This window comes from Corynebacterium tuscaniense DNF00037, from assembly GCF_000759055.1.
GTDB lineage: Bacteria > Actinomycetota > Actinomycetes > Mycobacteriales > Mycobacteriaceae > Corynebacterium > Corynebacterium tuscaniense.
The window spans coordinates 39,726-54,628 of sequence record NZ_JRNG01000028.1 but is presented as its reverse complement, the minus strand read 5'-3'; the positions used below and the strand labels follow the sequence as shown (position 1 = coordinate 54,628).

Annotated in this window: 10 protein-coding genes and 1 pseudogene; 4 read left to right on the top strand and 7 right to left on the bottom strand. The window is 57.6% G+C overall.

Translation table 11 applies throughout. From position 1 onward, the window contains the following. Positions 1 to 238: 238 nt before the first annotated feature. Positions 239 to 1,642, bottom strand: coding sequence for a YkvI family membrane protein (locus tag HMPREF2129_RS07335; RefSeq protein WP_034664861.1), 1,404 nt, complete (start codon positions 1,640 to 1,642; stop codon positions 239 to 241). A 170-nt stretch (positions 1,643 to 1,812) separates the two neighbouring features. Here HMPREF2129_RS07335 and HMPREF2129_RS11245 point away from each other — a divergent pair, with 170 nt between their 5' ends. Further along, a complete protein-coding gene (locus tag HMPREF2129_RS11245; protein ID WP_084576651.1) occupies positions 1,813 to 2,793 on the top strand; it encodes a DoxX family protein in 981 nt (326 codons plus the stop codon). A gap of 288 nt (positions 2,794 to 3,081) precedes the next feature. Here HMPREF2129_RS11245 and HMPREF2129_RS07330 read toward each other — a convergent pair. The 4 genes and pseudogenes from HMPREF2129_RS07330 to HMPREF2129_RS07315 form a co-directional block, all read right to left on the bottom strand. Further along, positions 3,082 to 4,020: pseudogene (locus HMPREF2129_RS07330) on the bottom strand (glycosyltransferase 87 family protein); the annotation flags it as partial. Continuing rightward, positions 3,921 to 5,774, bottom strand: coding sequence for a dihydroxy-acid dehydratase (gene ilvD / locus HMPREF2129_RS07325; RefSeq protein WP_156959257.1), 1,854 nt, complete (start codon positions 5,772 to 5,774; stop codon positions 3,921 to 3,923). The pseudogene HMPREF2129_RS07330 and the gene ilvD, both read right to left, overlap by 100 nt. Positions 5,775 to 5,778: 4 nt before the next feature. Continuing rightward, positions 5,779 to 6,288 (bottom strand): PH domain-containing protein, encoded by a 510-nt coding sequence (locus HMPREF2129_RS07320; RefSeq protein WP_052092973.1) that lies wholly within the window; start codon positions 6,286 to 6,288, stop codon positions 5,779 to 5,781. Positions 6,289 to 6,337: 49 nt separating this feature from the next. Continuing rightward, positions 6,338 to 7,900 (bottom strand): mechanosensitive ion channel family protein, encoded by a 1,563-nt coding sequence (locus HMPREF2129_RS07315; protein ID WP_052092969.1) that lies wholly within the window; start codon positions 7,898 to 7,900, stop codon positions 6,338 to 6,340. A 316-nt stretch (positions 7,901 to 8,216) separates the two neighbouring features. On the opposite strand from HMPREF2129_RS07315, the gene HMPREF2129_RS07310 reads away from it, so the two are divergent. From HMPREF2129_RS07310 to ilvC, 3 genes are all read left to right on the top strand, one after another. Next, positions 8,217 to 10,049: an acetolactate synthase large subunit gene (locus HMPREF2129_RS07310; RefSeq protein WP_052092966.1), complete on the top strand. Its 1,833-nt coding sequence runs from the start codon at positions 8,217 to 8,219 to the stop codon at positions 10,047 to 10,049. A gap of 2 nt (positions 10,050 to 10,051) precedes the next feature. Continuing rightward, complete coding sequence (gene ilvN / locus HMPREF2129_RS07305; protein ID WP_034664858.1) at positions 10,052 to 10,579, top strand: acetolactate synthase small subunit; 528 nt, start codon at positions 10,052 to 10,054, stop codon at positions 10,577 to 10,579. Between the two features lie 98 nt (positions 10,580 to 10,677). Beyond that, positions 10,678 to 11,694, top strand: a complete 1,017-nt coding sequence (ilvC, locus tag HMPREF2129_RS07300; protein ID WP_034664857.1) for a ketol-acid reductoisomerase — start codon at positions 10,678 to 10,680, stop codon at positions 11,692 to 11,694. A 169-nt stretch (positions 11,695 to 11,863) separates the two neighbouring features. On the opposite strand, the gene HMPREF2129_RS07295 is transcribed toward ilvC, so the two are convergent. Both HMPREF2129_RS07295 and HMPREF2129_RS07290 read right to left on the bottom strand, forming a co-directional pair. Continuing rightward, positions 11,864 to 13,354 (bottom strand): MFS transporter, encoded by a 1,491-nt coding sequence (locus HMPREF2129_RS07295; RefSeq protein ID WP_198021534.1) that lies wholly within the window; start codon positions 13,352 to 13,354, stop codon positions 11,864 to 11,866. A gap of 142 nt (positions 13,355 to 13,496) precedes the next feature. Continuing rightward, positions 13,497 to 14,729, bottom strand: coding sequence for an amidohydrolase (locus tag HMPREF2129_RS07290; RefSeq protein WP_034664854.1), 1,233 nt, complete (start codon positions 14,727 to 14,729; stop codon positions 13,497 to 13,499). Positions 14,730 to 14,903: the final 174 nt, after the last annotated feature.

Genomic DNA, 14,903 nt, shown 5'->3' with positions numbered 1-14,903 from the left:
CTAAACCGAAAACCAGAAACGCGCAGCTAGGGTCCAAAAAGCCTGTGGATAACTCAAAAACTATCCACAGGGTATGCGCGCTGCTACACGCATAGGAGAGTGTGGAATATAGCCCTCACCAGCGGCAAAGGGCCGGTTCCCACACAATCCAAAAAAGTTAAGGCCCGCAGAAAACAATCGGATTTGCTGCCCCGGCAAAAGGATTGGGGGCTGGGGGAAGGCGTCGATAAGCGAAAAGCTACTTCGACTCGGGCTTGACGGCCGGGAACTCCCCGGTTTCGTACATCTCTTTGTAGGCCTTCCACTGAATCTCATCATCCTGAGTTTCGGGTGCACCTTCGTAGAGCTCAGACTCGGGGTCGAGCGCTGGGACTTCCTTCAGGTCGAATTCACTCTCTGGATCTGCGTCCAGATCAGCGGCGACTTCCTCCTGGACGGACTGCCACAGGTCCTGGTCAGCAACATGCGAGTCGGCGGTCAAGTCCTCTACCTCCTCGCGCTCCGAGCGGGTTAGGTCCGCCAACTCCGGATCGAGTGCGGTTTCAGCCAGCTCAGCCAAACGTTCACGGCGCTCCGTCTCCTCCTTGATGTTGGTGCGATCGCGGAACCAGGCAACGCCCATGACAACACCGAGGATCAGGCCGAGGTAGCCCAGCAACGGGTAGACCCAGCCGATGAGATCTGCGAAGCCGATGAAGGACAGCGCGAAACCGATCATGACAACGATGCCGTAGTATGTGCGGAACTTCTGCGGCTTGTCATGGCTCAGGCGACGGCCGAGAGCATAGAAGAGACCAACCGCGGTGTTGTAGATCATCAGGTAGATCACGATGGACACCACGGTGCCCACTGCCGGGTGCATCGTGGAAAAGACCATGAGCAATGGCAGATCGGCGTCCATGATGTGTTCCATGTTGAAGAACAGGATGAACACGAGGATCATCAGCAAAACAGCGAACATGATTCCGCCAAGCAGACCACCCTTACCTGCTTGAGCCGGATTCATCTGAGAACCAGCGAAGACGAGCATCATGGAGCAGTCCATGATCATGACCAACGTTGCGTAGTTCAACGCGGTGATCCACCAGTTGTTGAACGTGCCGGAAGCAGGCGTATTCGTCTGAGCCAATTCATTCAGGCTTGCTGCATTGTCCGGCATGTTCATCAGCGTGATCACAAACGCGCCCAGGAGGCACAGGATCAGCAGGGGAGTGATGAAGGAGATGACGTTGGTCAGCTTGTCGATATCCAAAAAGCCGGAACCGATGAGCAGCACCACCATGATCGCGGAGCCGATCCATGTGTCGAAGCCGAACTGTTGGTTCAGGTTTGAGCCGGCACCGGCCACCATGACAAAGCCGATACAAAACAGCGTGAACATCGTGGTCACGTCCATGTAGCGGGCAAGCCACGGGTGAGAGACGCTCTTGAACACCGCACTATGGTCATCAGCCATGTAGTAGGAGCCGAGCTGGTACACCCAGGCACTGAAGACAGCGATGGTGATGCCTGCGATGGCAGCACCAATGATGCCGCGGTAGCCGAAAGCGAGGAAATACTGAAGGATTTCCTGGCCCGAAGCAAAGCCGGCACCCACCGTGAGTCCGACGAGCGCTAGGGCCACCTTTAGAGATTTATTCATTTGAAAAACCTTTAAATATCGAAAAACGTGCGCGATAGAGGGTATCAGACAGGTTCTAGTTGACCTGACTCAACCTTTTGGCCAGAAAGCTCTCAGATTCCGGTGGTGGCTTGGCGTACACGCGGGAAAGATCCCCGGAATCAGTTGAGTGCTGCCATAGATTGGTGTGCATGGACCAAACTGGAAGTACTCCAAACAACCCGAACAGTAAGCAATCGAGCCCAAGTGCGCGCGAGCTCAACGATGTGGACATTGACCTTGAGCTTGATTCCGCGTTGGATGATATTCCGTCCGCGACGGAATCCAATATCTACACTCGCACGGGCAAGGCAGCCCCCACTGAGGTTCTACCAGCTGCGCCCAAACCGGAGCCCGCTCTGAAACCGGAAACCTCGGTTGCTTCCACTGATAAGAAAGGGGAGGGGCCAGCGGGTCTCACCTTTGGAAGGCATGCGGCGAATGATGAGCCGATCAAGATCGTCGCCGGGAAAACGGAAAAGCCGGCACGGTCTGGCCAGCTAAAGGCCGAAACGCCTCCACCGGTTGCTGCAGGTGCGACGGCACCCACGGGGCACATTGAGCAGCCATTGCTTAACGACGGCGCAACTCCGGCCACCCCTGCTGTGGACACAGCCCCCGCGTCCACGGCACAACCAGACGGGGTAGACCGTGGCACGGTCGATTTCGGACTGCTGATTCTGCGCGTTGTTTTGGGTCTGGTGCTCACACTGACCGCCGTGGCAACCTTCTTCCAGCTAGGTACGAATGAAGGGTTGGCCGGACTGCAAGACCAGTTGGCATACCACAACGAGCCACGCATCCTCGCGATTGTGTTGTCGACAATGCAGCTGGCGGCTGGTGTTTTCCTGTTGCTGGGTCTGATGACCCCGGTGGCAGCAATGGTGGGTGTTGCTGCCACCGGGGTTGTAGCGCTTGATGCTGTTTCCGGTACGTTTTCGCCATTCAACTGGGATCCGGCCACGTGGCTTGCAGTTGTGCTGCTGGGTATGGCCCTAGTGGTTCAGTTCACTGGCCCCGGGATCTTCGGTGTTGACTACTCCCGTAGTTGGGCGCGTCGGCCGCGTGTCAGCGCCTGGATCGGCGCCGCCATCGGACTGGCTGCCGCTGGTCTTGTGTGGTGGTTCCTGTAAACGCCACTCAGGGGATGCGGTGTACATCAAGTACACGATGAACACCGTAAGACCCATGAGGCCGATCAGATTGCCCGTGAGCCAGATCCGCCACGCCACGTTCGAGGGGTCGCTTTCCGGAATGAGCATGTAACCCGGAACAATCCAGGCGCCGGCGGTGATAGAAAGAAGTATCCTCAGGGCATCCTCGCGCACCGTCAGGATGATCGGAAGGATCAAAATTGCGCCAGCCCAGTGGTGCGACACGGCGTATGGCCCGCCGATAGAAATTCCTAAAACGACCAGGAAGAGTGCTTCGACGCTACGGTTGTGCTTCTCCAGCTGGTAGGCCACGTAGATGGTGGCAACGGCGAAGGCGACGAAGATAATCGGTGTGATAGTGCCCACCGCGTCAACGCTCAGTGGACCACGCGACAACAGGCCACCAAGGCCTTGGTTATGTGGGTAGTCTACCCGGCCACCGCGGTCGGTTTCAAAGAAGTACTTCGTCCAGAAATCCACGGACTCACCCGCGCGGGCAATGAAGCCCAGGATGACGGTGACAAAGAAGAATCCAGCCGACCGGCCGAGCGACCACCAATCCTTGCGCACTAAGAAGATGATGGCGTAGGCCGCCGGTGTGATTTTCACACCCGCGGCGAGACCGATGCCTAGGCCGCGGATCGGCTTCGGGGTGTATCCAAGTACGTCAGCGGTGACCAGGAACACCAGGAAGACGTTGATCTGGCCGAAGTACAGGTTGGCCTGGATGATATCCAAGCAAGTAGCAAATCCCCCCAAGGTGACTGCCCAAAATAGCCAGTTTTTTATACCCAAGCGGTGGCAGGCCATGGCCATGATGCCCACCACGCACGCGACGATGGTGGCGTTCCACACGATGTCCATAAACAGTTCCCCGCCGACAGTCAAAGGGAGGAACAGAACTGCCGCGAAGGGTGGGTAGATGAAGGCGTATCCACTGCGGGACGGGAAGCCGTCGTAAAGCGGATGACCGTGTCTGAACGCATTGCCGGCATCGCGGAAAACACCGACGTCGAGCAGCCGTGAATCAAACGCCGTGAGATAGCTGCCGTACAGGTTTACCGCGCCCAGCGTGATGGCCAGCGCGATGAGCAGAACGCGGAAAACTAGTCGAGTTTGCGCACGGCGCCCTTGTCCGCTGATGTTGCCATTCGAGCGTAGGCCTTGAGTGCCTTGGTGACGTGACGTGTGCGGTTCGGTGTCCATGGATTGTCCTTTGTTTCCATCGCTGTGCGGCGCTTATCAAGTTCTTCGTCATCTACCTCGAGTGACAGGACACGATCACGCACGGAGATGCGGATTGTGTCACCGTTCTCAATCAGGCCGATGAGTCCCCCTTGGGCGGCTTCCGGCGAAATATGGCCGATGGACAGACCAGAGGTGCCGCCGGAGAATCGGCCGTCAGTGATGAGAGCACACACCTTGCCCAAACCTGCGCCTTTGAGGAAGGAGGTGGGGTGGAGCATCTCCTGCATACCTGGCCCACCGGCGGGGCCTTCGTAACGGATGACTACGACTTCGCCGGCCTGAACCTCGCGGGCCAGGATCATGGACACGGCCTGTTCCTGGGAATCGACGACGCGGGCGGGACCAGAGAATTCCCACAGGTCTTGGTCCACACCTGCGGTCTTTAAAATGGCTCCGTCCTCGGCGAGGTTTCCGCGCAGAACCACCAGGCCGCCGTCGGAGCTAAACGGGTGGTCAAAGTCGTGGATTACACCGTTGACGGAGTCCGTGTCCAGGCTGTCCCAGCGGTTGGACTGGGAGAACGCCTCGGTGGAACGGACACCACCAGGGGCTGCGTGGAACAGGTCGATGGCCTCCTCAGTGGCTTTGCCTCCACGGATGTCCCAGTCATCGAGCCATTCCTGGAGCGTGGGGTAGACCACGGAGTGGACGTCAGTGTTGAGCAATCCGGCGCGGTTGAGCTCACCCAGGATGGCGGGGATACCGCCGGCGCGGTGCACATCCTCAATGTGCGCGTCACCGTTGGGCGCGACCTTGGAGATGCACGGGATCTCATGCGAGAGCTCGTCAATGTCCTTCAGGTCAAAGTTGATTTCACCCTCTTGTGCTGCAGCAAGGGTGTGCAGGATCGTGTTGGAGGAGCCACCCATAGCCATGTCCAGTGCCATAGCGTTGCGGAAGGCCTCGCGGGTAGCCACATTGCGGGGCAGCACGGTCTCATCGCCTTCACCGTAGTAGCGGCGGCAGATGTCCATGATCGCTGCGCCTGCGCGTTCAAACAGGCGACGGCGAGCAGTGTGCGTAGCCAACGTGGTGCCGTTACCCGGCAAGGAGAGCCCGAGCGCTTCCGTCAAGCAGTTCATCGAGTTTGCGGTGAACATGCCGGAGCAAGACCCGCAGGTAGGGCACGCGGATTCGACAATGCGGTCGAGGTCCTCATCACTCACGTCATCATTAGCGGACATAGAAATCGCATCGACGAGGTTCGTCTTCTTCCCGGACTGGGCGATGCCGTTCACGATGACAGCCTTGCCGGCCTCCATCGGGCCACCGGACACGAAGACGGCCGGGATGTTCAGACGCAGCGCAGCGTTGAGCATGCCGGGTGTGATTTTGTCGCAGTTGGAAATACACACCATGGCGTCAACAGTGTGCGCGTTGACCATGTACTCCACGGAGTCCGCGATGATTTCTCGGCTCGGCAGGGAGTAGAGCATGCCACCGTGGCCCATGGCAATGCCATCATCCACGGCGATGGTGTTAAATTCCTTCGGAATGCCGCCAGCTTCACGCACTGCTTCAGCAACAATGTCGCCGACATTTTTCAAGTGCACGTGACCGGGCACGAACTGGGTGTAAGAGTTCACAATCGCAACGATCGGGCGGCCGAATTCGTTGTCTTTGGTTCCGGTTGCTTTCCACAGAGCGCGCGCACCGGCAGCTTGTCGGCCGACGGTGGTGACCCGGGAACGGAGAGGGATCGCGTTGGGCACGTGCTTACTCCTTGTCTGCTTGTTCTTCTGTATCCGCGTTTTCTTGCACGTGGGCTTCGTACTCTTCCTTTGTCATGAGTACTGAGTTGCCTTCGGTGTCGGTGACTTCCATCATTCCGTCTGCTGCCTCAGCAGCTTCGGTGATCACGTCGGTGATGCGACCTTGGGAAGCTTCAGACAGTTCCGGCAATGAATTGAACGTTACTCCGGGCATGGGAAATTCTTTGCCATTTGTGGTGGCAGCTTTGGCGCTCATGCCTTGGAAAGACACGCCTTTGAACTCATCCCATGGAATCTTTACGTTTTTGCGGAAGAGGTAGGTGATGTCAATCCCAGTCTCATCAACATGTGTTCGTGCCTTAAGTACCCACATGGTGAAGATCACCGGGAAGATGAGGGCCCAGCCAAGGTAGAGCGGTGCCCATGAGATAGCAATGAGCCCGATACCTGTCATCAAACCCACCGCGAGGAGGTGGGTGCGGTCTGGAGTGAACGTGCGGCCGACAGAAGTCATGGGTGTCATGCTATCCAACTGGGTGTCACGCTGGGCAGTCACCGCCAAGTTACGGCCGAGCGGGCTCGCTTATCGACGATTCCTGGGTCGGCCCCGCACCCTGCTGCTGCGCCGGTTCATCTTGTTCCGGTGTGTTCTGCCTTGGCTGTTGAGGGTTACTCGTCGGTACATCCGTTGGCTCTGACGTGGGCACAGTGGAGTTGGGTGCGGACTCTACGGTGGCGGTGGGGGTCGCGTGCATAGTTTGTGCCGGTGCCTGGGTTGTTTGTGTTTGTGGCTGTGGCGTCTCAACAATGGACGACGGCTCAGGATTGCGCGGTGGGGCAAGGATTCCAGAGTTCTTTTCGCTATCTTCTCCCGAAGACAACGTCAAGCCACGCAGAATGAGCAGCACCGCGAAGACCAAGATCAGTATTCCAGTGGATGCCCGAATTCGTCCGCCAAGAGTGCCGAAGGTGTAGCGCCTTTCCTTCTCGGCCTGCGCTTTATCCTTTGTCGCCGGATCATCCTCCGGGGCAGTGTTGTCTGTCTTCGTTGGTGTACCCGCGGACAAGCCAGTGCGCTGGGTTTCCGTTGGTGCAGCTTCTTCTGCCTCTACCTGTGTTTCAGGTGTGGGGGAGAGGATGGGTTTGTGTTCTTTGTCGCTTTCCTCTTTGTCCTCTGCTTCCCACTGGTTCCACTCGGAGGCGTATCGCCGAGTTAGGAAAGCAGGGGTGAAAGCGGTGGTGCGGGTATCTTTTGCGTCGAAAAGCGGGGCCTCGGGCATGGCAGCAGCTGAGCCGTACTCATCAAAGAATTCATCGAGGATATACACACGAATTGCGCGCTCGATGGGGAACTGATCGCCGGGGCTGCATCGCACCATGAAGCGGATATCCAGTGTCCATGGCATGCCTACCGTGTTTGGCGGGTTGAGGTCTGTGCCTGGCTGGCACAGCAGATCGCCTTGGATGAGCGGAACAATATCCGGCTCTGAAATCGCACGACGTGCAGCTGCTTCTGCACGGGAGATGACTTCTTCGGTGTCATGTGAGCCGAGTAGTGGAACGGGGACTTCCACAAGGGCGCGCGACCAGTGGTTCGAGTTGTTGATGCAAACCTGTGCTGCGGAGTTCGGAATGGTCACCGTGTACTGCTCGAGGGTGCGGACCTGAGTGGCGCGCATGGTGATTTGGATGACGTCACCGGTGACATCAATGCCATTGCCTTTGAATGTGACTAGGTCACCCACGCCGTATTGCTTCTCCGTGAGAATGAAAAAGCCCGCGACAAAGTCAGCGATGATTTGCTGCGAACCAAAACCAATCGCGGCAGAGACCACAGTGGCGGGAATAGCAGCGCCGGCGAGGGAGAAGCCAAGCTGTTGGAGGAAGAAAACGAGAATGAGGAAGTAGGCGACCAGCTGGACGATATAAATGCCCACACCGGCGAGCGCCAGGGAGGTCTTCCCCTCGTTCGTGTCTTTAGATTCAGCCACCTGACGTTCCACATACCGGTTGGCCAAACGGCCAGCACGTGGAACCAGGAAGGCAAGAACAAGCAGGAGGGCCAGGTTAATTCCAGTATCGGCGAGCCAACGCCACACCTGGTCAAGAATCAGTGAAAACGGCATAGCACAGCTAGGTTAGCGCGAAATCGCTGAGAAAGTGCTGGGGAATTGTGTATGATCTTCGGCATGACTTTGATTGGCCTAGTAGTGGTACCTCACGGCGCTTCGCGTGACTGATGCTCTCGTAGCACCAGAGCCGGTTTCACAAACGGTCAATTACAACAAGCGCCCCCGCCAACAAAGCGGGGGCTTTGTTGTTGGTCACCCCTAGATCACGCCCGCAGGATGGCGTGATTTAGTCTGGTAAAACACCGAAAAGGCCTCACATAAGGAGTTTGAGGGAATAGTGGCAGCGTCACAGAAAAAGCAGCCCGAACACATGACAGGTGCGGAGGCGATCGTCCGCAGTCTTGAGGAGCTCGGCACGGACATTGTTTTCGGTATTCCAGGGGGAGCGGTGCTTCCGCTATATGACGCCCTGTTTGCCGCCAAGAAGCTGCGCCACGTCCTTGTGCGCCATGAGCAAGGTGCCGGACACGCGGCTGAGGGGTACGCGCTTGCTTCGGGGAAGGTCGGCGTGTGCCTGGCCACGTCGGGCCCGGGCGCAACCAACCTTGTCACCGCCCTGGCGGATGCTTATTTGGACTCGGTTCCCATCGTGGCCATCACCGGCCAGGTGGGTACTTCTCTACTGGGTACTGATGCGTTCCAGGAAGCAGACATCCGCGGCATCACTATGCCGATTACAAAGCACAACATCATGGTCACTCGAGTAGAGGACATTCCAAAGGCTTTGGCTGAGGCGTTCCATCTTGCTTCCACTGGGCGCCCTGGCCCGGTCCTCGTGGACTTTCCCAAGGATATCCAGAACGCTGAACTGGACTTTGTATGGCCACCGGTTGTGGACCTGCCGGGGTACAAGCCGACCACAAAACCGCACAACCGTCAGATCACCCAGGCTGCGAAGATGATTGCGGAGGCGGAGCGGCCGGTCATCTACGCTGGCGGCGGCATTATCAAGGCTAACGCGGCTAAGGAGCTCCGTGAGTTTGCAGAGCTGACCGGCCTTCCGGTTGTGACCACGCTTATGGCTCTCGGCGCATTCCCCTCGCACCACCCGCAGTACATGGGTATGCCGGGTATGCATGGTACGGTTCCCGCTGTCGCCGCGCTGCAGAAGGCAGACCTTCTGATTACCCTGGGCGCGCGTTTTGATGATCGTGTGACGGGTGACCCGGAGTACTTTGCCCCAGACGCCAAGGTCATTCACGCTGATGTGGACCCTGCCGAGATTAGTAAGATCCGCGTTGCTGATGTGCCGATCGTAGGTGATGCGCGGGAGGTCATTAGCCAGCTCACTGAGACCTTCAAGAAGGGCAAGAAGATTTCCACCCCGCAGATTAGCGAGTGGATGGACTACCTCGGCGACATGAAGAAGCGTTTCCCGCGTGGCTACGAAAAGCACGCAGATGGGACGCTGTCCCCGCAGTTCGTTATCGAGACCCTGTCCAAGGAAGTGGGGCCTGACGCGGTCTTTGTTGCTGGTGTTGGCCAGCACCAAATGTGGTCCGCACAGTTCCTCGACTTCGAGCACCCGCGCACCTGGCTCAACTCCGGCGGATTGGGCACCATGGGCTTTGCTGTTCCGGCAGCCCTCGGCGCCAAGGCTGGTTGCCCGGACAAGGAGGTGTGGGCGATTGACGGTGATGGTTGCTTCCAGATGACCAACCAGGAGATCACCACGGCTGCCGTGGAAGGCTTCCCCTTCAAGGTTGCCTTGATCAATAACGGCAACCTGGGCATGGTGCGCCAGTGGCAGACTCTGTTCTACGATGGCCACTATTCACACACGAAGCTCCGTCAGGACACCACGTATGTTCCGGACTTCCTGGGTCTGGCTACGGCACTGGGGGCTGAAGCTATCCGTGTGACCACGGAAGAAGAGGTCTTGCCGGCCATCAAGCGTGCCCGCGAGATCAATGACCGTCCAGTCGTCATTGACTTCGTCGTGGGGGAGGACGCACAAGTCTGGCCAATGATTGCTGCAGGCAGCTCGAACTCCGAGATCCAGTACGCGCGCGATCTGCGCCCGCTTTTCGACGAAGAGATTTCAGCCGGCGAAACCCCCGCAGATATCCACGAGACGATCGCTGATGCGATTGATGATGACACCGACACCACCAACTCCACTAACGCGGCTGAGGAGAACTAAGCATGACTACTAATCATCTTTATGACGACGTGACTCGTAGCGTCCTGTCCGTGCTGGTTCAGGACGTCGAAGGCATCATCACCCGTGTGACTGCGATGTTTACGCGCCGTGGTTTCAACCTTGTGTCCTTGACCTCCGCAAAAACGGAGACCCCGGGCATCCACCGCATCACCGTCGTGGTTGATGCTTCTGAGCACGCGGTGGAGCAGATCACCAAACAGCTGAACAAGCTCGTGAACGTGCTCAAGGTTTTGCGCCTGGAGGAGGAGTCCACCGTTGCGCGTTCGCTCATGTTGGTGAAGGTGAACGCCAACAACAGCAACCGTCCGCAGGTTGTGGATGCGGCGAACATCTTCCGTGCCCGCGTTGTGGATGTTGCGCCGGATTCCGTGGTGATTGAGGCGACCGGCACGTCAAGCAAGCTGCGTGCTCTGCTGGATGTCTTGGAGCCCTTTGGTATCCGTGAGCTGGTTCAGTCCGGCCGCGTGGCGCTCAATCGTGGCCCGAAGACGCTGGCGCCGTCCAAGTAGCTCACAAATTTCTCACCCCCGTCTCACATAGTTAGACGATTGTCCCGTATAGTGGGACGTGCGACTAGCGCATCTCAAAGAATTTGAAAGGTTCTCTCATGGCTATTGAAGTCTTTTACGACGACGACGCTGATCTGTCCATCATCCAGGGCCGCAAGGTTGCCGTGATCGGTTACGGCTCCCAGGGCCACGCACACGCGCAGAACCTGCGTGAGTCTGGCGTTGAGGTTGTCATTGGCCTGCGCGACGGCTCCAAGTCTGCGGAGAAGGCTCGCGAGGCTGGCTTTGAGGTCAAGTCCAACGCTGATGCAACTGCCTGGGCCGATGTGATCATGCTTCTGGCTCCGGACACCTCTCAGGCTGAGATTTTCAAGAACGACATTGAGCCGAACCTCACTGACGGTGATGCTCTGTTCTTTGGCCACGGCCTGAACATCCACTTCAAGCTCATTGAGCCGGCTGACAACATCACTGTTGGCATGGTTGCTCCGAAAGGCCCGGGCCACCTGGTTCGACGTACCTTTGCTGACGGCAAGGGTGTTCCGTGCTTGATTGCTGTTGATCAGGATCCGAAGGGCAATGGCCGCCACTTGGCGCTGTCCTACGCCGCTGCTATTGGTGGCGCTCGCGCGGGCGTTATCCCAACGACGTTTGAGGCTGAGACCGTCACCGACCTGTTCGGTGAACAGGCTGTTCTCTGCGGTGGCCTGGAAGAGCTGATCATGAACGGCTTCGACGTTCTGACTGAGGCCGGCTACGAGCCGGAGATGGCCTACTTCGAGTGCTTGCACGAGATGAAGCTCATCGTCGACCTGATCTACGAGGGCGGCATTGCCAACATGAACTACTCGGTGTCTGATACCGCTGAGTTCGGTGGCTACCTGTCGGGCCCACGCGTTGTTGACGCAGGTGCTAAGGAGCGCATGCGTGAAGTTCTTAAAGACATCCAGTCGGGTGAGTTCACTCGCCGCCTGATTGCCAACGTCGAGGGTGGCAACAAGGAACTCGAGGATCTTCGTGCGAAGATCTCCCAGCACCCGATTGAGAAGACCGGTGCCGAGCTGCGTGACATGATGAGCTGGGTTCAGAACCCGCTGACCGACACCGCGCGTTAAACGGTCCAGCCACACTTCGTGGCAAATATAAACCGCCTGGAACCCGGGTTGAAACCGGATAGTTCTAGGCGGTTTTCTCATTCCTATACCCCTACAACATAAGAGTTCCCCCACTGGTAAAACTGATGTTTCAGTCCAGCCAGTGGGGGAGAAGTGCAAGGGAAGAACACTACTCGTTGGCGAGTGCTTCTTGCGCTTCCTTGTAGCGTTGACGGGCAAGACGGGCTTCTTCTTGCGCCTTTGCAATCTTTTCCTCGGCGGCTGCGATTTCTTCCTCGGCAGCAGCCAGAAGCTCCGTGGCCTTGGTGGGTGCCTTGTCAGACTTCTTGCTGCCAGCGTCACCGGGCACGAACAGGATAATCGAGCAAAGTGCGATCAGCGCCATGATCAGCGTTGCGCCCAGACCGAACATCGCTGCTTCACGAACAACAGCGTTGTCCTGGCGGCCCGAAAACTCGAGTGCATTGCCCAGCAGGACGGAATCCGAGGAGGACATGACGGTGTAGATAGTCGTCGGGATTGCGGCGCCAAAAGCGGCACCGAGGGAAGATGCCATCTTGTACACACCGGAGCCTGCACCAGCCTTGTCATCCGGAAGGGCACTCAGTGCTGCGTCAGTCGACGGGGTGGCGTAGAAAGCTAGGCCCAGACCAAACAGACTGAAGGCGATGATCGCCAGGATGAGATAAGTCTGCGTCATCACATTGGTGCCCATAAGCAGAACGATAGAGACGATGACGATCATCGCGCCCCACATCATCGGCTTCTTTGCACCGAACTTCTGAAGGAGTTTTTCATCGACACGGATGAAGCCGATAATGAAGATCGCGTAACCCAGCGTGTAATAGCCAGCCTTTGCAGCATCTAGATCAGCAGCATCCTGCAGGACCCACAGCGTGACGGGGATGAGGCCAGCGGTTGCGTTGATCATCAGGTTTGAAATCGTGGCACCGGTGAACACGGGGTTTTTGAACAGGGAGAAGTCCACCAGGGGCGCCTCACTGTGGTTTTCTACGCGGATGAAGGCGGTCAGCGAGAGGATGGATACTGCCAACAGCGTCCAGGTAATCCAGCTGGTCCAACCAATGTTTGCGCCTTGGGTGACCACTAGCAACAGGGTCAGCACAAACGTTGCCAGGGTGATGATGCCGGGCACATCGGTCTTTGCGCCAGAGTCTTTCGCCGGAGCATCCTCCGGAATCTGACGCATGAGCAGGATAGAGGCCACAGAGATCAGTGCGCTGATAATGAAGATGGAGCGCCATCCAAGGGGCGTGGAGGCCATGAATCCACCGAAGATAGCAGCCAGGCCGGAGCCACCCCAGGAACCAATTGACCACATGGACACGGCACGCTGGCGATCAGCACCTTGCCAGTAGGTCTTCAGCAGTGCCATCGTTGCGGGCTTGATGCATGCGGCTGAGACGCCCTGCAGGATGCGGCCAATGATGAGCATCGCATTGCCAACGCCGCCGGTGATTGCCAAACCGACGAGCAAAGAACCGGTGATGCCTAGGATGTTACCGATGTCGGTCAACCGGACACGTCCGATGCGATCAGCGAATCCACCGGCGACGACGATGAACATGCCAGAGAACAATGCTGACAGGGAGATGGCGATGTTCATCACGGCGGGAGGGGTGCCGATGTCTTGGCCCATCGCCGGGCCGATATTCAGTGTGGTTTAAGCAAAAAGCCAGAAGGTGATCACGGCAAGGACGATGCCGAGGAGAGCAGAATCATTACCTTTGAACTCTTTGGCTTTTTGGACTGATTGTATTGGTGTTGACATCATGGACTCCTTACTTGGTCAGCCATGCGGATGCCGCAACAACAATTGCCTCAGCGCCGCGATCAAGGGTGGGTTGGAGGTCTGGTGCGAAAGCAGGATTGTGGTTCCCCACGGCTTTGCTCAAGTCGGCGAAGCCACCGAGACCCCAGTAGGTGTAGGGCACACCGAGCGCATCAGGGATGATGGAGAAATCCTCGGAGGCGGGAACTGCATCGAGGTCGCAGGCCTCATCGCCAAAGTATGCGTCGAAGGCCTCGCGCACAGTAGCGGTGGTATCCCCGTCGTTGTCGGTGAGCGGGTAGCGGTCGTAGTAGGTGAATTCGGGCTCTTGTGGGCTGCGTGCCGCAACACACTCTGCACGAACGATGCGTTCGATGGCTTCTTTGAGGTGCTCGCTTACTGCGCTGTTGTAAGCGCGGGTGTTGATGAGCAGTTCCGCAGAATCCGTGATGATGTTGGACTTAGTTCCTGCATGGATCGCTCCTACGGTCACCACCGCAGTCTCTTTGGCTGCCACTTCACGCGAGACAATAGTCTGCAGGCGCATCACGATGGTGGAGGCCAGAACAACTGGGTCAACACCAAGTTCTGGCATGGATCCGTGGGAGCCTTTGCCGTGCACGACAACCTTCACTGAGAAAGCGGAGGAAAGCACAGGGCCCGGACGCGTGCCTACGTAACCGCACGGCAAGCTGGCGAGCACGTGTTGGCCAAGGTAGACATCCGGCCGGGGTATGACGTCTTTGAGGTCTGCGTCCAGCATGGCGCGGGCACCCTCGGCGGTTTCTTCAGCGGGTTGGAAGACACCGATGAAGGTCCCTGACCATTCATCTTTGTGGGCGTTGAATGCCTGCAGCGCTGTGATCAGCGACATGAGGTGGAAGTCGTGCCCACAGGCGTGGGCGACGGGAACCTCGGTACCGGATTTCTCATCAAGCTGCGTTGCTGTGGAGGCGTAATCTTTGCCGGACACTTCTTTCACCGGCAGCGCATCAATATCAGCGCGCATGGCTACGGTTGGGCCGGCACCGTTTTCAATGGTGGCAAGAACGCCTGTTTCCCCGATGCGGGTGGTGGATATGCCCGAAGCTTCGAGTTCTTGAACAATGCGATCTGCGGTGCCACGCTCCTGCATGGACAGCTCAGGGTGCTGGTGGAAATACTTGTACAACTCTTCGCGGTTTGATCGGGTGGACGCGAGGTCCCCCAAAATTTTCCTGGCACTATCTATTTTGGTGGACATACTTTAACTGTACGCCCATTCTCAGCATTAGCGCAGGGGAAGCTAGGTCTTTAACCTGCTGGTAAACAGAACTTCAGGAAGTGTTCCCGCGGAATATGAGTCCTTTCACAGTTTTAGGACTTGTTGTAGCCAGATGAATAGGTGCTCCCACTGCTCGTGTATCTCGACCACGTG